This is a genomic window from Terrabacter sp. AAH1, assembly GCF_054456855.1.
The window spans coordinates 133,663-154,265 of sequence record NZ_JBTJJV010000001.1 but is presented as its reverse complement, the minus strand read 5'-3'; the positions used below and the strand labels follow the sequence as shown (position 1 = coordinate 154,265).

Below are 20,603 nucleotides of genomic sequence, written 5' to 3'. Positions count from 1 at the left end.
CCTGAGTCACGAGCCGATCTTCGCGTCTTCGCGCGTTCCGGCCCGCGGCCGCCCGCGCTCGGCCACACTGTCGCCGTGTCACAGGCCCAGCACCCCGGACGCTCCCACGAGGGGCCCCGGGCCGACGCCTTCTCGGCCGTCTCCCGGCGGTCGGTCATGACCGGTGTCGCCGGCCTCTGCGCCCTGCTCGCCTGGCCCCGGGTCGACGAGGCGCTGCACCCTGGCGGCCCCGGGCACGAGACGGACAGCCCGGCCCTGCGCCGCGACGTCGACCCGCACGGCATCACCCGCGTGCGCACGTCGCGGCCGTGGGTGGCCCTCACCTTCGACGACGGTCCCGACCCGAGGTGGACGCCCGGCGTGCTCGACGTGCTCCGCGCGTACGGGTGCCGGGCCACGTTCTTCGCCGTGGGCAGCAACGTCGAGGCCCACCCCGACCTGGCGCGCAGGATCGTCGCCGAGGGGCACCGCCTCTCGAACCACACGCACGACCACCTCTGGCTCGACCGCATCGAGGCGGCTGCGGTGGCCGACCAGCTCACGCGCGGCCGCGCCGCCGTGATGGCCCACGACCCCGCCGGCGGCGAGCTGGTGCGCCCGCCCCGCGGCTGGACGTCGCGGACGGTCGCCCGGTGCACGAGCGACCTGGGGCTGCGGTCGGTCTTCTGGACGGCCTGTCTGGAGTCGGCGCTGCACGACGGCCCGTTCGCGGCCGGCACCGAGGTCGGGGAGGGGCTTCGGGCCGGTGACGTGCTGCTCGCGCACGACGGCGGCCGCGTCGTCGGGGCCAACCCCCAGGACATCGACCGCTCAGGCACCCTGGCGGCGCTGCCCTCCCTGCTCGAGAGCCTGCGCCGCAGGGGGCTGCTCGGCGTGCCGGTCCAGGACCTCGTCGCGGCCGGCACGCCGCACTGACCGTCTCGGGTCAGTGACCGTCCGCCGCCGGCTCGACGAGCTCGACGAGCACGCCGCCGGCGTCCTTCGGGTGGATGAAGTTGACCCGGCTGTTGCTCGTGCCGCGCTTGGGGGTGTCGTAGAGCAGGCGCATCCCGCGCTCCCGCAGGGTCTCGCACACGGCCTCGATGTCGGTGACGCGGTACGCGAGCTGCTGCATGCCGGGACCGCTGCGGTCGAGGAACTTCGCGATCGTCGACTCGGGCGAGAGCGGTGCGAGCAGCTGGATGCACGACCCGGAGTCGCCGACCGCCATCATCGCCTCGCGCACGCCCTGCTCCTCGTTCGTCTCCTCATGGAGCATCCGCATGCCGTAGGTGCCCTCGTAGAACGCGATGGCCGCGTCGAGGTCGGGCACGGCGATGCCGACGTGGTCGATGTGGGTGAACAGGGGGTCGGGAGTCGCGCTCATGGTCCCAACGTAGGACGCCCCACGGCATACGGCCGCCGTATGCCGTGTGCGCTTGGTCATGCTCGTCCGGGGCCCTCGGGGAGCGCGACTAGAGTTGACGCGGACATCCCCAATGACGTCGGAAGAGGCTTCACCCATGACTGCTGACCGTCCCACCTCCGTGATCGTCGCGGGCGCCCGCACCCCCATGGGTCGGCTGCTCGGCTCGCTCAAGGACTTCTCCGGATCGGACCTCGGTGGCATCGCCATCAAGGGCGCCCTCGAGAAGGCGGGCGTGGCCCCCGAGCAGGTCGAGTACGTCATCATGGGCCAGGTGCTGCAGGCCGGCGCCGGCCAGATCCCGGCCCGCCAGGCCGCGCACGCCGCCGGCATCCCGATGACCGTCCCGGCCCTCACCATCAACAAGGTCTGCCTCTCCGGCATCAACGCCATCGCCATGGCCGACCAGCTCATCCGCGCCGGCGAGTTCGACGTCGTCGTCGCCGGCGGCCAGGAGTCGATGACCAACGCGCCGCACCTCATGACGAAGTCGCGCGAGGGCTACAAGTACGGCGACGTGACGATGCGCGACCACATGGCCTACGACGGTCTGTGGGACGCCTTCACCGACCAGGCGATGGGGCTGCTCACCGAGCAGGCCAACACCGGGTCGCAGGCCTTCACGCGCGAGGAGCAGGACGAGTTCTCGGCCCGCTCGCACCAGCTCGCCGCCAAGGCCTGGAAGGACGGCCTCTTCGACGACGAGGTCGTCCCCGTCTCGATCCCGCAGCGCAAGGGTGACCCGGTCGAGTTCAAGAACGACGAGGGAATCCGCGCCGACACGACCGCTGCCTCGCTCGCCGGCCTGCGCCCGGCGTTCAGCAAGGACGGCACCATCACGGCCGGCTCGGCCTCGCAGATCTCCGACGGCGCCGCCGCGGTCGTCGTCATGAGCAAGGCGAAGGCGGAGGAGCTCGGCCTCTCGTGGATCGCCGAGATCGGTGCCCACGGTGTCGTCGCCGGTCCCGACTCGACCCTGCAGCAGCAGCCCGCCCGCGCCATCGCCCGCGCCTGCGAGAAGGAGGGCATCACGCCCGCCGACCTCGACCTCGTCGAGATCAACGAGGCTTTCGCGGCGGTCGGTCTGGCCTCCGCCAAGGAGCTCGGGATCGACGTGGACAAGGTCAACGTCAACGGCGGCGCGATCGCGCTGGGCCACCCGATCGGCATGTCCGGTGCCCGCATCGCCCTGCACCTCGCGCTCGAGCTGGGGCGTCGTGGTGGTGGCGTCGGTGCAGCCGCCCTCTGCGGCGGTGGCGGCCAGGGCGACGCGCTCATCGTCCGCGTTCCCGCGTCCGCCTGACAACCGCCCATCCGTAGCCGCGTGGCGCGCCGACCCGTCGACGTCCCCGCCCTGGTCGAGTCGGCCAGGGCGGGTTCGCCGCGCGCCGTGGCGCGTCTCATCTCCCTCGTCGAGGACGGCCACCCGGCGCTGCGTGAGGTGATGGCCGCCCTTGCGCCACATGCGGGTTCGGCGTGGGTCATCGGTCTCACGGGCTCGCCCGGCGTGGGCAAGTCGACGACGACCACGGCGCTCGTCGGGGCGTTCCGCGAGCGACGTCTGCGGGTCGGGGTGCTCGCGGTCGACCCGTCGTCGCCCTTCTCGGGCGGGGCGCTGCTCGGCGACCGCATCCGCATGCAGGACCACGTCCTCGACCCCGAGGTCTACATCCGGTCGATGGCCTCCCGAGGACACCTCGGCGGTCTCTCCTGGACCACGCCGCAGGCCATCCGGGTGCTCGACGCAGCGGGGTGCGACGTCGTGCTCGTGGAGACGGTCGGCGTCGGCCAGTCCGAGGTCGAGATCGCCGGGCTCGCCGACACCTCGATCGTGCTGCTCGCGCCCGGCATGGGCGACGGCATCCAGGCCGCCAAGGCCGGCATCCTCGAGATCGGCGACGTCTTCGTCGTCAACAAGGCCGACCGGGACGGTGCCGACGCGACCGTGCGCGACCTGCGGCACATGATCTCGCTCGGCGACCGCACCGAGCCGGGCCTGTGGCGGCCACCGGTCGTGAAAACCGTTGCGGCACAAGGTGTCGGCATCGACGAGGTAATGGAGGCGCTCGACAAGCACCGCGCCCACGTCGAGGAGAACGGTGAGCTCGCGCGGCGTCGGGAGCGGCGCGCCGCCGACGAGATCGAGACCATCGCGCTCGCGACGCTCCGCTCGCGGCTCGGTGACCTCGGCGGTCGCGACAGCGTGCTGGCGCTGGCCCGCGAGGTGCTTGCCGGCACCACCGACCCGTATGCCGCCGCGGACCGTCTGGTGGAGCAGCTCGGCTCCTGACCGCGCGTCGGACACGACCCTGCTCGACCGCCAGGCATCCCGCGGAGTTCGTGTGTGCCTTGGGGACGCGTCACTGCGGGGGGGCAGGAGGACGAGGGCGGCGGCACACGAAAACCCGTTGTCGGCGGGGGAGCCCCGGTGTCACCGTCGAGACATGGACATCATCCCGCTCGACCGTGACGACGACGTCATGCTCAAAGGGCTCTTCGGCGTCGCGACCCGCAGCGAGGCGGTCTCCCGCGTGCAGCCGATCCAGCGCTCCGAGGACGAGTTCCTCAAGATGGTGCGCTTCTCGTTCCCGGGGGAGCGCGAGGAGGGGGCCGTCGCCGTCGTCGACGGCTCACCCGTCGGCTGGACGCGCGTCTTCTTCCCCGAGCGCGACAACCTCGACAAGTGCTGGAACGACCTCGCGGTCGACCCGGAGCACCGGGGCCGCGGCATCGGCTCGGCCCTGCTCGAGTGGACGGAGGAGCGGGCACGTGCCGCCGGCCGCGACATGCTCCTGACCGAGGTCTACGTGCCCGTCGGCGACCGCGAGTCGCACGCCGACCGCGAGTTCGCCCTCAGGCGTGGGTATGCCGTGTCGAGCGTCGAGATCGTGCGCTCCCTCCCGCTGCCCGTCCCGGCGTACGTGCTCGCCGAGCACCGTCGGCGCTCGGCCGAGGCCATGGGTGATGAGTTCGAGCTGAGCGTCCACGTCGACGGGGTGCCGGAGCACCTGCGCCAGGGCGTGTGCGACGCCTCCAACCGGCTCATCCTCGACGCGCCCACGGGTGACGTCGAGTTCGAGCCGGAGTCGATGACGGTCGACGACTACCAGACGATGCTCGAGCACCAGCGCGACCTGGGACGCCGGATGGTGACGGCCGTCGCCGTGCACCGGGCCACGGGCGTCGTGGCCGCCTACACCGACCTGTCGGTCCCGGCGGGCGATCCCGACGTGGTGTTCCAGTGGGGAACGTTGGTGCTGCCCGAGTTCCGTGGTCACCGCCTCGGCATGGCCGTCAAGGTCGCCAACCTCGACGAGCTGGCGCGCATCGCGCCGGACCGTCGGTCGGTCCAGACGATGAACGACGAGCAGAACCCGTGGATGGTCCAGATCAACAAGGACCTCGGCTTCGAGATCATCGAAGAGGCGCTGTCGGTGAAGAAGGCGTTCTGACTCCCGGCAGGGCGACGCAGGGGTGACGACGGTCGGGAGACGGGTGGGGTGACTCCGGCGCGACGGTGCGGGCGGCATACGGTGAGGCCATGCTGATCGCCTTCTCCGTCGCCCCCACCGTCGCGGCCGACGACACCGGATCGGTGTCCGAGGCCGTCGCCCGTGCCATCCGCGTCGTCCGTGACTCAGGGCTGCCGCACCGCACGGACGCCATGTTCACGACGATCGAAGGGGAGTGGGACGAGTGCATGGCTGTCGTGAAGCAGTGCTGCGACGTGCTGGCGCAGAGCTCACCGCGTGTCGGTCTCGTGCTCAAGGCGGACATCCGGCCCGGCTTCACGGGCGAGCTCGACGGCAAGCTCGAGCGGCTCGAGGATGCTCTCGACCGTCAGCGAGATGAGTGAGCACCGCTGGCAGCTGAGGCCGCTCGCGCTCGATGACTGCGACGAGCTGGGGCGGGTGCACATCGCCGTCTGGCGCGACGCGTACTCGGGGATCATGCCCGACGACTACCTCGCCGGTCTCAGCGACGAGCGGTCCGCCGACCGCTGGCGTGCTGTCGCCGGCCAGCCCCCTGACGCCCCGGCGCGCACCCTCGTGGTGGTGGACGAGAGGGGGCGGCTCGCGGGCTTCGGCAGTGCCGGGCCGAGCCGCGACGACGACGCACCCACCGAGTGGGAGCTGTATGCCGTGAACCTGGCCGCCGCCGCGCGGGGCACCGGCGTCGCGGACCGGCTCCTCGACGAGCTCCTCGACGACCGTGACGCGACCCTCTGGGTGCTCGAGGACAACGCCCGGGCGAGGGCCTTCTACACCCGGCGCGGCTTCGTCGACGAGGGCGGCCGCGACCAGCACCCGGCCACCGGCGCCCCCGAGATGCGGCTGGTGAGGCGGGCGAGTCCCACGATGCGGCTCGGCTGAGTCCGATCCCGTCGGTCGCGGCCGGCGGCGGGGGGACGCACAGCGGTCATCTGGGGACAAACGGCGACAGGGCCAACCGGCCGGTAATTTGCGTCACCCCGCACGAATCGCGCCCGGATTGTCCGTCATTGTCCGGCGACGCGCCTTTCGGCGGATTGGGGCTGCGGGTGCCCTGCGCCGTATCGTGGGGCGCGGTCGAGGCTCCTCGGCCGCATCCCCTCTGCACCATCGAAAGGCTCACCCATGCCCCGCCCTGCGATCCGACGTGCCATGGCCGCCGTGCTCGCGTCCACCGCGCTGCTCTCGGCGTGCACCGGCAACGCCGACGACGGCACCGACGGCACCGGCGTGTCGGCGACCCCCGTGGTGGCGCCTGACGCCGCCGCGACCACCGCGTCCTCGGCAGTGGCGGCCGCCGCATCCGCGTCGCTCGACGCGTCGGCCGGCGGAGCCGCAGCCCGCGACAAGGCCTTCGCAGGTGTCGCTCTCGAGTCGGCGAACGCGTACGCGAAGACCCTCCCCGGTCGAACGGCGGCGGAGAAGGCCGAGGCAGAGCTCGCCACGACGGGCGTCAAGGTGCTCGGGATCTCCCGCGAGGGTGACAAGCCGCGCCAGATCCTCGCCCAGACGACCCTCAAGAAGACCGGCGCGGCCGTGCTCGTGCTCCTCGTCGGCGACGCCGGTGGCGCGTTCAAGGCCGCAGCCGTGACGCCGATGCTGCCCGACGCGAAGCTCGACGCGCTCGACCCGACGAGCGACGGTTCGGCCGCGGTCGCCGAGGGCAAGGGCCTCGTCGCCTCGCCCGACGACGTCCTGGCAGCGTTCGCCGCCTCGGTGAAGTTCCCGAAGCCGACCGCGGCGAAGGTGCTGGCCGCCGACCCGCTCTCGGAGCAGCTGCGCCAGTCCGCGAACGCACAGTCGCAGGCCCTGAAGAACCAGGGCGCCTTCACCCAGGACCACGAGCCGAAGGGCGTCATCGGCGGCCTGCGCCTCAAGGACGGCAACGGCGCGATCGTCTTCGGCCACCTCGTGCGCCACGACACCATCGCGATGCGCACGCCGGTCAAGCTCACCCCGGCCAAGGACCTCACGCTCCTCACCGGCATCAAGCAGATCACCACCGAGGCCGACCTCACCTCCAACGAGGTCGTCGCCATCGTCATCCCCGCGACTGGACAGGCCCGCATCGTCGCCGCCTCGGACCAGCTCGTCGCCGGCTCGGGTCGGTGAGGCAGGATTGATCTATGAGTCACCAGCCATTCACCGCAGCAGCACTTCGCGGTGCCGTCGACCTGTCCTCGCTGAAGCGTCCGGCCCCGCAGGGTGGCCCCGCATCAGGCGCGGGCTCCACCTCCGCGGACGCTGCCTCCCTCGTCGTCGAGGGCACTGACGCCTCGATCCGCGATGTGCTCGCAGCCTCGGCGACCCACCCGGTCGTCATGGTGCTGTGGTCGCCGCGGCTGCAGGAGTCGGCCGACTTCGTCGCGACGTTCGGCGCCATCGCCCGCCGCTACGCTGGGCGCTTCCAGCTCGTGACGGTCGACGTCGACGCGAACCCGACCATCCTGCAGGCCTTCCAGGTGCAGGCGGTCCCGGTCTCCTTCGCGTTCGTGCAGGGTCAGCCCGTGCCGCTCTTCGAGGGCGTGCAGCCCGACGACCAGGTCACCGCCGTGATCGACCAGGTGCTTGCTCTCGCCGCGCAGCACGGGGTGACCGGCACGGTCGCGGTCGACGGTGCGCAGCCGTCGGACGGCGCCGGCGACGTCGACGAGGAGCCGCCGCTGCCGCCGCTGCACCAAAAGGCTTTCGACGCCATCGAGGCGGGTGACCTCGAGGGAGCCGCCGACGCCTACCGCGAGGCGCTCCTGCAGAGTCCCGCCGACGTCGACGCGAAGGTCGGGCTCGCGCAGGTCGGCCTCATGCAGCGCACGCAGGACGTCGACCTCCAAGCCGCTCGTGCCGCAGCGGCCGCCGCCCCGGCCGACGTCGACGCCCAGATCCTCGTCGCCGACCTCGACCTGCTCGGAGGTCACGTCGAGGACGCCTTCGTGCGCCTCATCGACACGGTGCGAGTCACGGCGGACGCCGACCGCAACAAGGCCCGCGAGCACCTCGTGGAGCTCTTCGAGGTCGTGGGCTCGGCCGACGAGCGCGTGGCCAGGGCCCGCAAGTCGCTCATGAGCGCCCTCTTCTGACGTGTTCGCGCAGGAGCGGTCCGTCCCTCGGGGCGGACCGCTCCTTGCGTCCGTCGAAGGGTGACGGAGCGTTCTCTCGATCGAGAGGTGACGGGTGGTCGCCCGGTCGTCAGTCGGTGGTGGCGGTGTCGACCACCGACTCGGCGAGGCGCTCGACCACCTCGGCGGCGGTGCCCGCGAGCGACTCCGCGTCGTCGGTGTCGGGCGGCGTCGTCACCCACAGCCCCCATCCCGGCGTCGACGGGTCGATGCCGGTGCCGACGACCACGAGGTGCACCGGGGCCGGCGCCGCCAGGTCGAGGTAGTCCTCCAGGCGGTCACCCTCGACCCGGTCGACGACGACGACGTCGTAGCCCTCGATGAGGTAGGTCTCCGCCAGCGCGAGGCCGGCCGACCAGCGCAGCAGCTGGCGCCGAATCAGTCCGACGGCCGTGAGCTCGCCGCCGGAGTCGCCTTGGGCGGCCTCGACGAGCATGGCGTCGAGCACCTGGCCGTCGACGACGACCGAGCTGCCCAGCCGTTCGCCGATGGCGCGACCCAGCCGGCCCAGGCTCGACGCGTCGGCGCCCGTGACGAGCACGAGCCGGCCGGGGGTGCCGGCCGGCTCGGGGACGGAAGCCGTCATCCGCCGAGTGCCGCCGACACGACGTCCTTCGCCTCCGCCTGGACGCGGGCGAGGTGCTCGGCGCCCTGGAACGACTCGGCGTAGATCTTGTAGACGTCCTCGGTGCCCGAGGGCCGAGCTGCGAACCAGGCGCTGTCGGTGGTCACCTTGAGGCCGCCGATCTTCGCGCCGTTGCCGGGCGCTGCGGTCAGCTTGCCCGTGATCGACTCTCCCGCAAGGGTTTCGGCGCTCACGTCGTCGGGGGAGAGGGCGCCGAGCTTGGCCTTCTCCTCACGCGACGCCGCTGCGTCGATGCGGGCGTATGCCGGGTCGCCGTGCCGGGCGGTCAGCTCGGCGTAGTGCTGGCTCGGGGTGCGCCCGGTGGCTGCGAGGATCTCGGAGGCGAGCAGCGCCAAGAGGATGCCGTCCTTGTCGGTGGACCACACGGTGCCGTCGAACCGGAGGAAGCTCGCGCCCGCCGACTCCTCGCCGCCGAAGCCGACCGTGCCGTCGAGCAGCCCGGGCACGAACCACTTGAAGCCGACCGGGACCTCGAGCAGGGGGCGCCCGAGGTCGGAGGCGACGCGGTCGATCATCGAGCTCGACACGAGCGTCTTGCCGATGGCCGTGCCGGCGCCCCAGCCGGGCCGGGCGCCGCCGTAGAGGTACTGGATCGCCACGGCGAGGTAGTGGTTGGGGTTCATGAGGCCGGCGTCGGGCGTGACGATGCCGTGCCGGTCGGCATCGGCGTCGTTGCCGGTGGAGAGGTCGTAGGCGTCCTTGTTGCCGATGAGCGAGGCCATGGCCGAGGGGGAGGAGCAGTCCATCCGGATCTTGCCGTCCCAGTCGAGCGTCATGAAGGCCCACTGCGGGTCGACCCGCGGGTTGACGACGGTGAGGTCGAGGCCGTGGCGCTCGCCGATCTCGCCCCAGTAGGCGACGGAGGCCCCGCCGAGCGGGTCTGCGCCGATGCGGACGCCGGCCTCGCGGATCTTCGCGAGGTCGACGACGTTGGGCAGGTCGTCGACGTAGGTGCCCATGAAGTCGTAGGCGCCGGCTTCGCCCCGGGCCTTCTCGAACGCGACCCGCTTGACGTCCTTGAGGCCGCCACGCACGAGGTCGTTGGCCCGGGCCGCGATGACGGAGGTGGCGTCGGTGTCGGCCGGGCCACCGTGCGGCGGGTTGTACTTGAACCCGCCGTCGGCAGGCGGGTTGTGGGACGGCGTGACGACGATGCCGTCGGCGAGACCGCTTGCGCCTGAAGGCTTCCCGTGGTTGGCGCGGAGGATCGCGTGGGAGACGGCCGGAGTCGGGGTGAAGCCGTCCCGGTCGTCGACGAGCACCCGGACTCCGTTGGCGACGAGCACCTCGAGCGCCGAGCGCCAGGCCGGCTCGGAGAGGCCGTGGGTGTCGCGCCCGATGAAGAGCGGCCCGTCGAAACCCTGCGACACGCGGTAGTCGACGATGGCCTGGGTCGTCGCGAGGATGTGGTCCTCGTTGAACGCCGTGCGCAGGCTCGACCCGCGGTGCCCCGACGTGCCGAAGGCGACCTGCTGGTCGGGGTCGTCGACGTCGGGGTGCCGGTCGTAGTACGCGCCGATGAGGGCGTCGACGTCGACGAGGTCCTCGGCCTGTGCCGGCTTGCCGGCGCGCGGGTGGGTCATGAGGGGTCTCCGTTCGTCGTCGTGGGCTGGGCGGTGGTCGGATCGGAGCCGACCGTCCCGGTGATGGTGGCCGACGCAGCCGAGGTGGGCCCGTCGACCGGGACGAGCCAGACGGTGGACAGCCGGGGGACCGTCAGGTCCGCGGCATACGGCTGCTGGTGCCACGGCTCCGCTCGGGCCTCGACGACGATGCCGGCGCTGCTGGGGGCGTCGGGGTGGTATCCGGCCGTGTCGAGCACGACCGTCCAGCGGCCTCCACGGGGCAGCCCGATGCGGTAGGACTGCTGCGTCTCGCCGCTGAAGTTCATGACGCAGGCGACGACGGGGGCGCCGGTCGCCCGGTCACCCCGGCCGAAGCGAAGCCACGAGAAGGTGTTGTGGTCGGCGTCGTCGGCCTCGAGCCACTCGAAGCCGCTCGGGTCGGCGTCCAGCTCCCAGAGGGCCCGGTTGCCTCGATAGATGCCGTTGAGGTCCTTCACGAGGTTGTGCACGCGGTAGTGCAGGGGCTGCTCGAGCAACCACCAGTCCAGACTGCGGCCCTCCGACCACTCGGACTCCTGGCCGAACTCGCAGCCCATGAAGAGCAGCTGCTTGCCCGGGTGGCACCAGAGGTAGGCGAGGAACGCGCGCAGCGTCGCCACCTGCTCCTCGCGCGGGCCGCGCGACTTGCGCAGCAGCGAGCCCTTGCCGTGGACGACCTCGTCGTGGCTGATCGGCAGCACGAAGTTCTCGTCGAAGGCGTACATCAGCGAGAACGTGAGCTTGCCGTGGTGGTACTTGCGGTAGATGGGCTCCTCGCCGAGGTACTTCAGCGAGTCGTTCATCCAGCCCATGTTCCACTTGAAGCCGAAGCCGAGCCCGCCGTGGTTCGTCGGCTTCGTGACGCCGGGCCACGTCGTCGACTCCTCGGCGATGGTGACGATGCCACCGACGCGCTTGTACGCGGTCGCGTTCGTCTCCTTGAGCAGCTCGACGGCCTCGAGGTTCTCGCGCCCGCCGTGCTTGTTGGGCACCCAGGCGCCCGCGTCGCGGGCGTAGTCGAGGTAGAGCATCGAGGCGACGCCGTCGACGCGCAGGCCGTCGATGTGGAACTCCTCGAGCCAGTAGATGGCGTTGGCGACGAGGAAGTTGCGCACCTCGGGTCGGCCGTAGTCGAAGATGTTGGAGCCCCACTCGGGGTGCCATCCCAGCCGCGGGTCGGGGTGCTCGTAGAGCGGGAGGCCGTCGAAGCGCGCCAGCGCCCACTCGTCGGTGGCGAAGTGGCCGGGCACCCAGTCGAGCAGCACGCCGATGCCGGCCTTGTGCAGCTCGTCGACGAGGTAGCGGAAGTCGTCGGGCCGGCCCCACCGGGAGCTCGGCGCGTAGTAGCCCGTGACGTGATAGCCCCACGAGGGGACGTACGGGTGCTCCATGACGGGCAGGAACTCGACGTGGGTGAAGCCGAGGTCGCGCACGTAGTTGACGAGGTGCTCGGCGAGGCCGCGGTAGCCGAGGTCCTGGCGCCAGGAGCCGAGGTGCACCTCGTAGATGCTCATGGGCCCCTGGTGGGCGTTCGAGGTGCGGCGGTGCTCCATCCAGGCGTCGTCGCCCCAGTGGTAGTGGCTCTCGGTGACGATGGCCGCCTGCTTCGGGGCGACCTCGGTCATCCGCGCCATGGGGTCGCTCTTGAGCCGCACGAGCTCGTCGGGGCCGCGCACGGCGAACTGGTAGTTCATCCCCTCGCTCGCGCCCGGCAGGAAGAGCTCCCAGATGCCGCTCTCGCCGAGCGCCCGCATCGGGTGCGAGCGCCGGTCCCAGTCGTTGAAGTCACCGATGACGTGCACCGCCTTGGCCCGCGGAGCCCAGACGGCGAACGACACGCCCCAGACGTCGCCCAGCGGACCCGGGTAGTGGCGCACGTGGGCCCCGAGGACGGTCCACAGCTGCTCGTGGCGTCCCTCGTTGATGAGGTGGCGGTCGATCTCGCCCAGCGTGGGCGCGAAGCGGTAGGGGTCGTCCTGCTCGTGCTCGACGCCGTCGCCGTACTCGACGAGCAGGCGGTAGTCGTGCGTCGAGCCGAAGTCGGGCGAGGTCATCGACCAGATGCCGTCGCGCACGTGCTGCAGCTCGACCCGGTCGCCCGAGTCGAGGCGAGCCGCCACGCGCGTGGCGAAGGGCCGGAACGCCGTGATGGTCAGCCCTCCGGGACCGACATGGTGCCCCAGCAGGTCGTGGGGCTGGCCGTTGCGGCCGTGGACGAAGGCCGTGATGGCGGCCTCGTCGAGCGAGGGTCCGTGGGACGTGTGGCTGCTCATGGCGTGCCTTCCGGGGTGATGAGCCGCTCGACCGCGCCGAGCGGGATCGGCAGCCAGGACGGGCGGTTGCGGGCTTCGTAGACGACCTCGTACAGCGCCTTGTCGAGCTCGAGCGCACGGGTGAGGGCGACCGCGTCGGCGTCGGGCTCGCCCGCGACGGAGGCGTATCCGTCGAGGAACGCCCGTCGGCAGGCGGCGGCCCAGGCCGACGCGTCGACCGGTGACTCCGCCAGCGCCACAGAGCCGGCCGCGTAGTCGAACGAGCGGAGCATGCCGGCGACGTCGCGCGCCGTGAGGTCGGGCTGCGTCCGTTCGGCCAGGGGGCGCAGCGGCTCTCCCTCGAAGTCGAGTGCCACCCAGCCACGTTCGGGGACGTCGAGCACCTGGCCGAGGTGGTAGTCGCCGTGGATCCGCTGGAGCGGGGGCCAGCGCACGTCACGCACCGACTGCGCGATGCGGTCGACCGCGGCCGAATGGGAGGAGAGCTCGGGCACGAGGGCGGCCGCGGCGGCATACCGGTGTCGCATCGAGGTGACGAGCGCGTCCCGCGACTCGGGAGTGACCTCGGAGGTGCCGAGAGCGTGGGCGAGGGCCGTGTGGATCTGCGCCGTGACGACACCGAGGTCACGGGCGCGCGCGGTGAAGTCGGCTCCCGAGGCGGCTGCGACGAGCGCCACGCGCCAGGCGTCCTCGACGCCGGGGATGAACTCCTGCGCGAAGGCGAGGTGCCCCTGCTGCGCGGAGCCGTCCGCAGGAGAGTCCCACGCTCCTGCCAGGTGTCCGACCGCCATGGGCACGCGGTCGGAGCCCTCGCGGGTGAGCGCCGACTGCACGACGACGTCGGGGTTGTCGCCGTCCTGCACGGTGCGGAAGACCTTGACGATGAGCGGCTCGGCCGGCCCGCCGTCGGGGGCCGCCATGCGGCAGATGATCGAGGTGTTGGACTGCTCGCCGCTGAGCACCGACGACGAGGAGACCGAACCGTCGACCTGGCCGGTGCTCGAGCCCTCGGCGAGGGCGTTGCTGCCGACCGAGGCCTGGGCCTCGTCGGCGACCCCGGACCCGAGGATCGTCGCCATGAGCTGCGAGACGTAGACGGGGTCGTGCGGCCCGTCGTAGACCCAGCGCGTGCCGAGGACGCTGTGCTCCATCGTGCCGAGCAGCGCGTGCTCCGCGCCCTCGAGCGGCGCGTTCCGGTAGGTGAGCGGCACCTGGTAGACCACGGCCGGTGTCACGGCCTCGTCGGCGAGCAGCAGCGTCTCGCACCCGACCTCGCCCTCGGGATCCTCGAAGCGGAAGCCCCCGACGCGACGCAGCTGCGGCACGTGGCCCTTGCCGTGGTACCACCGCTGGCGCGGCATCCACTCGGTGACGATCTCGGTCTTGGTGGGCACGATCGTCGCGCCCTTGTGCACGATGGCCATCAGCCGTTGTCCTCTCCGCCGCGCAGCTGCAACCAGAAGAAGTCGCGTGAGCCCAGCGTCAGCGTGACGCGGCCGTCGTTGGCGACCCACGGGAAACCCTGACCGCCGAACAGGTCGATGAGCTGGCGTCCCGACAGGTGCTCGGGCAGCTGGATGGTGGCGGCCTGCGGGCGGCTCGACAGGTTGTTGACGCACAGCACCGCCTCGTCGGCGTGGTCGGCGTCGCCGGTGAGCACCCGGGTGAAGGCGAGGATCGCGTCGTTGTCGGCATCGACCACGTCGAAGGCGCCGAGCCCGAAGACCGGGTGGCGGCCGCGCACCTGCAGCATGCCCCGGACCCAGTGCAGCAGCGAGGCCGAGGAGGCCATCTGCGCCTCGACGTTGACGTTGTTGTAGTGGTAGACGAGGCTGCTGATGACCGGCAGGTAGAGCTTGCCGGGGTCGACGTTGGAGAAGCCGGCGTTGCGGTCGGGGGTCCACTGCATCGGCGTGCGCACGGCGTCGCGGTCGTTGAGCCAGATGTTGTCGCCCATGCCGATCTCGTCGCCGTAGTAGAGGCAGGGCGAGCCAGGCAGCGAGAGCACGAGCGCGTGGATGAGCTCGATCTCCGGGCGGCTGTTGTCGAGCAGGGGAGCGAGGCGGCGGCGGATGCCGACGTTGGCGCGCATCCGCGGGTCGGGGGCGTACCAGCCGTACATCGCGGCACGCTCCTCGGGCGTCACCATCTCGAGCGTCAGCTCGTCGTGGTTGCGCAGGAACGTGCCCCACTGCGTGCCGCCCGGGATGGCGGGGGTGTCGGCGAGGACGTCGATGATCGGCTTCGCCTTCTCCTCGCGCAGCGAGTAGTAGAGCCGCGGCATGACGGGGAAGTGGAAGCACATCTGGCACTCCGGCGACTCCTCCGAGCCGAAGTAGTCGACGACCTCTGCCGGCGGCTGGTTGGCCTCCGCGAGCAGGATCCGCCCGGGGTACTCCTTGTCGACCATGGCCCGCAGCCGCGCCAGGAACTCGTGCGTGCGGGGGAGGTTCTCGCAGTTGGTGCCCTCCTCCTCGAAGAGGTACGGCACGGCGTCGAGGCGGAAGCCGTCGATGCCGAGGTCCATCCAGAAGCGCACGATGTCGAACATCGCCTCCTGCACGGCCTCGTTCTCGAAGTTGAGGTCGGGCTGGTGGCTGAAGAAGCGGTGCCAGAAGAACTGTCGGCGCACCGGGTCGAAGGTCCAGTTCGAGACCTCGGTGTCGACGAAGATGATGCGCGCGTCGTCGTAGCCGTCGTCCGTGTCGGACCAGACGTAGAAGTCGCCGTAGGGACCGTCGGGCTCGGCGCGGCTGGCCTGGAACCACGGGTGCTGGTCGCTCGTGTGGTTCATGACGAGGTCGGTGACGATGCGGATGCCGCGCGCGTGCGCCTGCGAGACGAGCTCGGTGAACTCGGGCAGCGTGCCGAACTCGGGCAGCACGGCCTTGTAGTCGGAGATGTCGTAGCCGCCGTCGCGCAGCGGGGAGGCGTAGAACGGCGGCAGCCACAGGCAGTCGACCCCGAGCCACTGCAGGTAGTCGAGCCGCTGGATCAGTCCCGTGAAGTCACCCGCCCCGACGCCCTTGCTGTCGGCGAAGGCCCGCACGAGCACCTCGTAGAAGACCGCCTTCTTGAACCACTGGGGGTCGTGCTTGAGCCCCGGCTGGGAGAGGTTGAGTCCCTGCATGTGGTCAATGGCTCCTCACGTGGATGATGTGGACGGGCTCGGAGTCGGGACCCAGGCGGACGAAGTTGTCCTGACGCCACTCCCACGTCTGGTTGGTGATGTGGTCGTGCGCGTCGAAGGTCGACCACGAGGCCATACCCAGCGCATCCATGTCGAGGTGCACCCACGTCTCACGGGTCGCGTGGGGGTCGAGGTTCGCGACGACGAGCACGGTGTCGCGCTCGCCCGTGGCGTGGTCGACGACGCGCGACTTGCTGAAGACGAGCACGTTCTCGTCGTCGGCGGCGTGGAAGCGCAGGTTGCGCAGCCACCGCAGGGCGGGGTGCCAGCCGCGAATGTCGTTGAGCCGCTTGAGGTACCACGCCAACGAACGGCTCTCGAGCGGGCCGCCGGGCTCGTAGAGGTACCACTGGCGGTCCTTGTACTCGTACTTCTCGTTGTCGATCTGCTCCTCGGCGCCCGGCCGGGCCACGTGCTCCATCAGCTCGTAGCCGGCGTAGATGCCGTAGGTCGGCACCATCGTCGCCGCGACGGCCGCCCGCAGCTTCCAGGCCGTCGGGCCGCCGTACTGCATGTAGGGCGTGAGGATGTCGTGCGTCGTCGGCCAGAACGACGGCCGCATGTAGGCCGCCCCGCTCGACTCGCCGGCCAGCTCGCGGCCGTACTCCTCGAGCTCCCACCGCGCGTTGCGCCACGCGTAGTAGGTGTAGCTCTGCTGGAAGCCGGCCTTGGCCAGCTGGTGCATCATCGCCGGCTTGGTGAAGGCCTCGGAGAGCCAGATGGTGTCGGGGTGGTCCTTGGCGACGTCGGCGATCAGCCACTGCCAGAAGGCGACCGGCTTGGTGTGCGGGTTGTCGACGCGGAAGATGCGGATGCCGTGGTCGAGCCACACCTGGATGACGCGACGCACCTCGGCGTAGGCGTCGGCCGGGTCGTTGTCGAAGTTGAGGGGGTAGATGTCCTGGTACTTCTTGGGCGGGTTCTCGGCGTAGGCGATGGTGCCGTCGGCCCGCGTCGTGAACAGGTGCGGGTGCGTCTGCACCCACGGGTGGTCCGGGGAGGCCTGCAGCGCGATGTCGAGCGCCACCTCCATGCCGAGTCGCTGCGCCTCGGCGACGAACTCGTCGAAGTCGTCGAACGTGCCGAGGTCGGGGTGGATGGCGTCGTGGCCGCCGTCGGGCGAGCCGATGGCGTACGGGGACCCGGGGTCGCCCGGCTCGGCGGTCAGCGTGTTGTTGCGCCCCTTGCGCGCCGTCGTGCCGATGGGGTGGATCGGGGTCAGGTAGACCACGTCGAAGCCCATGTCGGCGATCGCGGGCAGGCGCTTGGCCGCCGAGCGGAACGTGCCGGAGACCCACTCACCGGTCTTCTCGTCGCGGTGGGCGCCCTCGGACCTCGGGAAGATCTCGTACCAGGCGCCGTAGAGGGCGCGCTCGCGCTCGACGAGGAGCGAGTAGGCGGGGGAGGGCGAGACGAACTCGCGCAGCGGCACGAGCGCGTGCAGGCCGGTGATCTCGGGCGAGGTCGCGGCGCCGAACCGGTGCGCTGCCGGCGCTCGGGTGTCCCCGAGCGCGACGACGGCCTTGTCGATCTCGGCCGCGTCGACGCCGAGACCACGGACTGCGGCGGCGAAACGCTCGAGCACGCGTACACCCTCGGCGCACATGAGGTCCTCGTCCACGCCCGCGGCGATCTTGATGCCGGCGTCGTGGACCCACGTCGCGTACGGGTCGGACCAGCCCTCGACGCGGTAGGTCCACCAGCCCTCTCGGTCGGCGACGACGGTCGTCGACCACTCGGAGAGCCCCGGGTTGTCGCTGTGCATCGCGAAGAAGTGCTCGCCGCCGTCGGGGTCGGTCAGCACGGCTGTCGCGTTGACGGCGTCGTGGCCCTCGCGGAAGACCTTGGCCCGCACCGTGAACTCCTCGCCCGCGACCGACTTGGCGGGGCGCGTGCCGCCGTCGACGAGCGGACGCACGTCGCTCACCGGGATGCGGCCGATCGGCAGGGCGCCGCCAGGCATGCCCTCGACGGTCGGGGCGGCGCTGACCGGGTGCTCGGGGGCGAGGTGGACGGCGCCGGCCTCGGTGTCGTCGACGAAGGCCTCGTCGGCGCTGGGGTTGGCGTCGAGGCGTGGGGACGGTTCGGGTGCCGCTGGTGCGGCGGCGGTGCTGCGCACGGGGGTTGGCTTGCTGGAACGGGACTTCTTCGCTGAGCCAGTCACGTGATCGACCGTATCGAAGTTGGGGCGCTACGCCCATGACGTGGCACGCGACGTTCCAACCGGTGAAACTCGGCTGCAAGTGTTGCAAGAACACGACATGGCGACCCCTATGCTGTCCCCTTGTGAAGGCCATCCGTCGCTTCAGCGTCCGCACCGTCCTGCCGAGCCGCATCGAAGGTCTCGGCGTCCTCGCGAGCAACCTGCGCTGGTCGTGGCACCCGCCGACCCGCGCCCTGTTCGAGAGCATCAGTCCCCGCAAGTGGTCCGACGCCGGTGAGGACCCCGTCAAGCTCCTCTCGCGGCTCTCGGCCGACGAGCTGGCCGCGCTCGCCGCCGACGACGAGTTCGTCAGCAGGGTCGTGGCGGCCAACGAGGACCTCCACCACTACCTCACCGACGAGCGCTGGTACCAGTCGTGGAGCCGCGAGCAGGAGGCCGCCGGCAAGGCCGCGCCCGCCGCCATCGCGTACTTCAGCCCCGAGTTCGGCATCACCGCGGTGCTGCCGCAGTACTCCGGCGGCCTGGGCATCCTCGCGGGCGACCACCTGAAGTCGGCCTCCGACCTCGGCGTGCCGATCGTCGGCGTCGGCCTCTTCTACAAGACCGGCTACTTCAAGCAGTCGCTCAACCGCGACGGGTGGCAGGTCGAGACCTACCCGGTGCTCGACCCCGACGGGCTGCCCCTCTCGCTGCTGCGCGAGGAGGACGGCACACCGGCCGTCGTCACGATCGACCTGCCCGCGGGGCGCGTGCTCAACGCGCACGTCTGGAAGGCGCAGGTCGGGCGAGTTCCCTTGCTGCTGCTGGACTCCGACGTCCCGGGCAACGACGAGCAGACCCGCAAGGTCACCGAGTCGCTCTACGGCGGCGGCGGCGACACCCGCCTCGAGCAGGAGCTGCTGCTCGGCATCGGCGGCGTGCGCGCCCTGCGCCTCTGGTCGCGACTCTCTGGCGCCCCGACGCCGGAGGTCTACCACACCAACGAGGGCCACGCCGGCTTCCTCGGCATCGAGCGCATCACCGAGCTGGTGCGTGACCACGGGCTCACCTTCGACGAGGCCCTCGAGGCCGTGCGCGCTGCCACGGTGTTCACGACGCACACGCCGGTCCCGGCCGGCATCGACCGCTTCGACGCGGCGAAGATCAACCTCTTCTTCGGCGGCGCCAACGCCATCGAAGGCGTGCCCGTCGAGCGGCTCCTCGCCCTGGGCGCCGAGGACTACGAGGGCGGCCAGCCCGGCATCTTCAACATGGCCGTCATGGGCCTGCGCCTCGCACAGCGCGCCAACGGCGTCTCCCAGCTGCACGGCGTCGTCAGCCGCGGCATGTTCGACGGGCTGTGGCCGGGCTTCGACGACGTCGAGGTGCCGATCAGCAGCATCACCAACGGGGTCCACGCCCCGACGTGGGTCGACCGTGCCGTCTACGACGTCGCCCGCAAGCACCTCGGCACCGCCGACATCGCCGGCACCGACGCGTGGGGCCGCATCGACGAGGTGCCCGCCGACGCCGTCTGGTCGACCAAGCGCGAGATGCGCGAGAAGCTCGTCGCCGACGCCCGCCGCCGCGTGCGCTCGTCGTGGCAGAAGCGCGGTGCCACGGACGCCGAGCTCGGCTGGGTCGACGACGTGCTCGACCCCGACGTGCTGACGATCGGCTTCGCCCGTCGCGTGCCCACCTACAAGCGGCTCACGCTCATGCTGCGTGACCCGGCCCGCCTCAAGGCGCTGCTGCTGCACCCCGAGCGGCCCGTCCAGCTCGTCATCGCCGGCAAGTCGCACCCGGCCGACGAGACGGGCAAGCGCCTCATCCAGGAGATGGTCCGCTTCGCGGACGACCCCGAGGTGCGCCACCGCATCGTGTTCCTGCCGAACTACGACATCGCGATGGCCCAGCACCTCTACCCGGGCTGCGACGTCTGGCTCAACAACCCGCTGCGCCCGTTCGAGGCCTGCGGCACCTCCGGCATGAAGGCGGCCCTCAACGGCGGCCTCAACCTCTCCATCCTCGACGGCTGGTGGGACGAGTGGTTCGACGGCCGCAACGGCTGGGCCATCCCGACGGCCGACGGTGTCGAGGACCCCGAGCGCCGTGACGACATCGAGGCCGCCGCGCTCTACGACCTCATCGAGAACGACGTCGCCGCGAAGTTCTACGACCGCGACGCCGCCGGCCTGCCGCAGGGCTGGATCGCGATGATGACCCACACCCTCAAGACCCTCGGGCCGAAGGTGCTCGCGAGCCGCATGGTGCAGGACTACACCGGACAGCTCTACAGCCCGGCCGCGGGTGCGGGCCGCTCGGTGATCGCCTCGGACTTCGCCGGAGCCAAGGACCTCGCAGCGTTCAAGGCGAAGATCCGCGCCTCCTGGCCGAAGGTCAAGGTCGAGCACGTCGAGCCCTCGGGCCTGTCGGACTCGCCGCAGATCGGCGACGTCCTCGACCTGCGCGCCTACGTCGCGCTCGACGGTCTGACGCCCGACGACATCGACGTCCAGCTCGTCCACGGCCACGTCAACGACGTCGACGAGCTGTGGGGCATGGAGGTCGCCCCGCTCCACCTCGTCGAGTCCTACGAGGACGGCCGTCACCAGTTCGCCGGGTCGCAGCCGCTGCGCCGCACCGGGTCGTTCGGCTACAGCGTGCGCGTCGTGCCGAAGCACGCGGGCCTCGCCGGCCCGGCCGAGCTCGGGCTCGCGCGCAACGCCTGACGC

16 protein-coding genes are annotated in these 20,603 nt (G+C 71.3%); 9 read left to right on the top strand and 7 right to left on the bottom strand.

Annotation, left to right across the window (positions count from 1 at the left end; translation table 11 throughout):
• Positions 1 to 75 precede the first annotated feature (75 nt).
• Entirely contained in the window at positions 76 to 915 is an 840-nt protein-coding gene (locus ACXR8F_RS00715) for a polysaccharide deacetylase family protein (protein WP_458798364.1), read from the top strand.
• 10 nt (positions 916 to 925) lie between these two features.
• On the opposite strand, the gene mce is transcribed toward ACXR8F_RS00715, so the two are convergent.
• Positions 926 to 1,366, bottom strand: coding sequence for a methylmalonyl-CoA epimerase (gene mce, locus ACXR8F_RS00710; RefSeq protein ID WP_045188463.1), 441 nt, complete (start codon positions 1,364 to 1,366; stop codon positions 926 to 928).
• A gap of 136 nt (positions 1,367 to 1,502) precedes the next feature.
• On the opposite strand from mce, the gene ACXR8F_RS00705 reads away from it, so the two are divergent.
• The 7 genes from ACXR8F_RS00705 (at position 1,503) to ACXR8F_RS00675 (ending at position 7,973) form a co-directional block, all read left to right on the top strand.
• Complete coding sequence (locus tag ACXR8F_RS00705; protein WP_045188465.1) at positions 1,503 to 2,708, top strand: acetyl-CoA C-acetyltransferase; 1,206 nt, start codon at positions 1,503 to 1,505, stop codon at positions 2,706 to 2,708.
• Positions 2,709 to 2,729: 21 nt separating this feature from the next.
• Positions 2,730 to 3,695, top strand: a complete 966-nt coding sequence (gene meaB, locus ACXR8F_RS00700) for a methylmalonyl Co-A mutase-associated GTPase MeaB (protein WP_045188467.1) — start codon at positions 2,730 to 2,732, stop codon at positions 3,693 to 3,695.
• A 154-nt stretch (positions 3,696 to 3,849) separates the two neighbouring features.
• Positions 3,850 to 4,857, top strand: coding sequence for a GNAT family N-acetyltransferase (locus ACXR8F_RS00695; RefSeq protein ID WP_458798363.1), 1,008 nt, complete (start codon positions 3,850 to 3,852; stop codon positions 4,855 to 4,857).
• A gap of 89 nt (positions 4,858 to 4,946) precedes the next feature.
• Positions 4,947 to 5,261, top strand: a complete 315-nt coding sequence (locus ACXR8F_RS00690; RefSeq protein WP_458798362.1) for a thiamine-binding protein — start codon at positions 4,947 to 4,949, stop codon at positions 5,259 to 5,261.
• Positions 5,254 to 5,778: an N-acetyltransferase family protein gene (locus ACXR8F_RS00685; RefSeq protein ID WP_458798361.1), complete on the top strand. Its 525-nt coding sequence runs from the start codon at positions 5,254 to 5,256 to the stop codon at positions 5,776 to 5,778. Before ACXR8F_RS00690 ends, ACXR8F_RS00685 begins: the two co-directional genes overlap by 8 nt.
• A 243-nt stretch (positions 5,779 to 6,021) precedes the next feature.
• Entirely contained in the window at positions 6,022 to 7,008 is a 987-nt protein-coding gene (locus ACXR8F_RS00680; RefSeq protein WP_458798360.1) for a hypothetical protein, read from the top strand.
• A gap of 14 nt (positions 7,009 to 7,022) precedes the next feature.
• Positions 7,023 to 7,973 carry a co-chaperone YbbN gene (locus ACXR8F_RS00675; protein ID WP_458798359.1) on the top strand — a complete coding sequence of 317 codons (951 nt, stop codon included), beginning with the start codon at positions 7,023 to 7,025 and terminating at the stop codon, positions 7,971 to 7,973.
• A 109-nt stretch (positions 7,974 to 8,082) separates the two neighbouring features.
• Here ACXR8F_RS00675 and ACXR8F_RS00670 read toward each other — a convergent pair whose 3' ends face one another.
• From ACXR8F_RS00670 to ACXR8F_RS00645, 6 genes are read right to left on the bottom strand one after another with little or no spacing between them, the layout of a single operon-like run.
• Entirely contained in the window at positions 8,083 to 8,598 is a 516-nt protein-coding gene (locus tag ACXR8F_RS00670; protein WP_045188481.1) for a hypothetical protein, read from the bottom strand.
• The gene (gene pgm, locus ACXR8F_RS00665) at positions 8,595 to 10,241 is read right to left on the bottom strand and encodes a phosphoglucomutase (alpha-D-glucose-1,6-bisphosphate-dependent) (RefSeq protein ID WP_458798358.1); all 1,647 of its coding nucleotides are present in this window, start codon (positions 10,239 to 10,241) and stop codon (positions 8,595 to 8,597) included. The genes ACXR8F_RS00670 and pgm overlap by 4 nt, the downstream gene beginning before the upstream one ends.
• A complete protein-coding gene (glgB, locus tag ACXR8F_RS00660; RefSeq protein ID WP_458798357.1) occupies positions 10,238 to 12,535 on the bottom strand; it encodes a 1,4-alpha-glucan branching protein GlgB in 2,298 nt (765 codons plus the stop codon). Before glgB ends, pgm begins: the two co-directional genes overlap by 4 nt.
• A complete protein-coding gene (locus ACXR8F_RS00655) occupies positions 12,532 to 13,959 on the bottom strand; it encodes a maltokinase N-terminal cap-like domain-containing protein (RefSeq protein ID WP_458798356.1) in 1,428 nt (475 codons plus the stop codon). Before ACXR8F_RS00655 ends, glgB begins: the two co-directional genes overlap by 4 nt.
• Positions 13,959 to 15,665, bottom strand: coding sequence for a maltose alpha-D-glucosyltransferase (gene treS / locus ACXR8F_RS00650; RefSeq protein ID WP_045188488.1), 1,707 nt, complete (start codon positions 15,663 to 15,665; stop codon positions 13,959 to 13,961). The genes ACXR8F_RS00655 and treS overlap by 1 nt, the downstream gene beginning before the upstream one ends.
• Before the next feature lie 4 nt (positions 15,666 to 15,669).
• Positions 15,670 to 17,688: an alpha-1,4-glucan--maltose-1-phosphate maltosyltransferase gene (locus tag ACXR8F_RS00645; RefSeq protein ID WP_458798821.1), complete on the bottom strand. Its 2,019-nt coding sequence runs from the start codon at positions 17,686 to 17,688 to the stop codon at positions 15,670 to 15,672.
• 323 nt (positions 17,689 to 18,011) lie between these two features.
• Here ACXR8F_RS00645 and glgP point away from each other — a divergent pair, with 323 nt between their 5' ends.
• Complete coding sequence (gene glgP, locus ACXR8F_RS00640; RefSeq protein ID WP_458798355.1) at positions 18,012 to 20,600, top strand: alpha-glucan family phosphorylase; 2,589 nt, start codon at positions 18,012 to 18,014, stop codon at positions 20,598 to 20,600.
• Positions 20,601 to 20,603 lie beyond the last annotated feature (3 nt).

What these genes read in the sequence shown, in the direction of transcription:
- mce (WP_045188463.1), bottom strand. Translation starts at nt 1,366, where the DNA reads ATGAGCGCGACTCCCGACCCCCTGTTCACCCACATCGACCACGTCGGC.
- ACXR8F_RS00705 (WP_045188465.1), top strand. Translation starts at nt 1,503, where the DNA reads ATGACTGCTGACCGTCCCACCTCCGTGATCGTCGCGGGCGCCCGCACC.
- ACXR8F_RS00695 (WP_458798363.1), top strand. Translation starts at nt 3,850, where the DNA reads ATGGACATCATCCCGCTCGACCGTGACGACGACGTCATGCTCAAAGGG.
- ACXR8F_RS00690 (WP_458798362.1), top strand. Translation starts at nt 4,947, where the DNA reads ATGCTGATCGCCTTCTCCGTCGCCCCCACCGTCGCGGCCGACGACACC.
- ACXR8F_RS00685 (WP_458798361.1), top strand. Translation starts at nt 5,254, where the DNA reads ATGAGTGAGCACCGCTGGCAGCTGAGGCCGCTCGCGCTCGATGACTGC.
- ACXR8F_RS00680 (WP_458798360.1), top strand. Translation starts at nt 6,022, where the DNA reads ATGCCCCGCCCTGCGATCCGACGTGCCATGGCCGCCGTGCTCGCGTCC.
- ACXR8F_RS00675 (WP_458798359.1), top strand. Translation starts at nt 7,023, where the DNA reads ATGAGTCACCAGCCATTCACCGCAGCAGCACTTCGCGGTGCCGTCGAC.
- ACXR8F_RS00670 (WP_045188481.1), bottom strand. Translation starts at nt 8,598, where the DNA reads ATGACGGCTTCCGTCCCCGAGCCGGCCGGCACCCCCGGCCGGCTCGTG.
- pgm (WP_458798358.1), bottom strand. Translation starts at nt 10,241, where the DNA reads ATGACCCACCCGCGCGCCGGCAAGCCGGCACAGGCCGAGGACCTCGTC.
- glgB (WP_458798357.1), bottom strand. Translation starts at nt 12,535, where the DNA reads ATGAGCAGCCACACGTCCCACGGACCCTCGCTCGACGAGGCCGCCATC.
- ACXR8F_RS00655 (WP_458798356.1), bottom strand. Translation starts at nt 13,959, where the DNA reads ATGGCCATCGTGCACAAGGGCGCGACGATCGTGCCCACCAAGACCGAG.
- treS (WP_045188488.1), bottom strand. Translation starts at nt 15,665, where the DNA reads ATGCAGGGACTCAACCTCTCCCAGCCGGGGCTCAAGCACGACCCCCAG.
- ACXR8F_RS00645 (WP_458798821.1), bottom strand. Translation starts at nt 17,688, where the DNA reads ATGCCTGGCGGCGCCCTGCCGATCGGCCGCATCCCGGTGAGCGACGTG.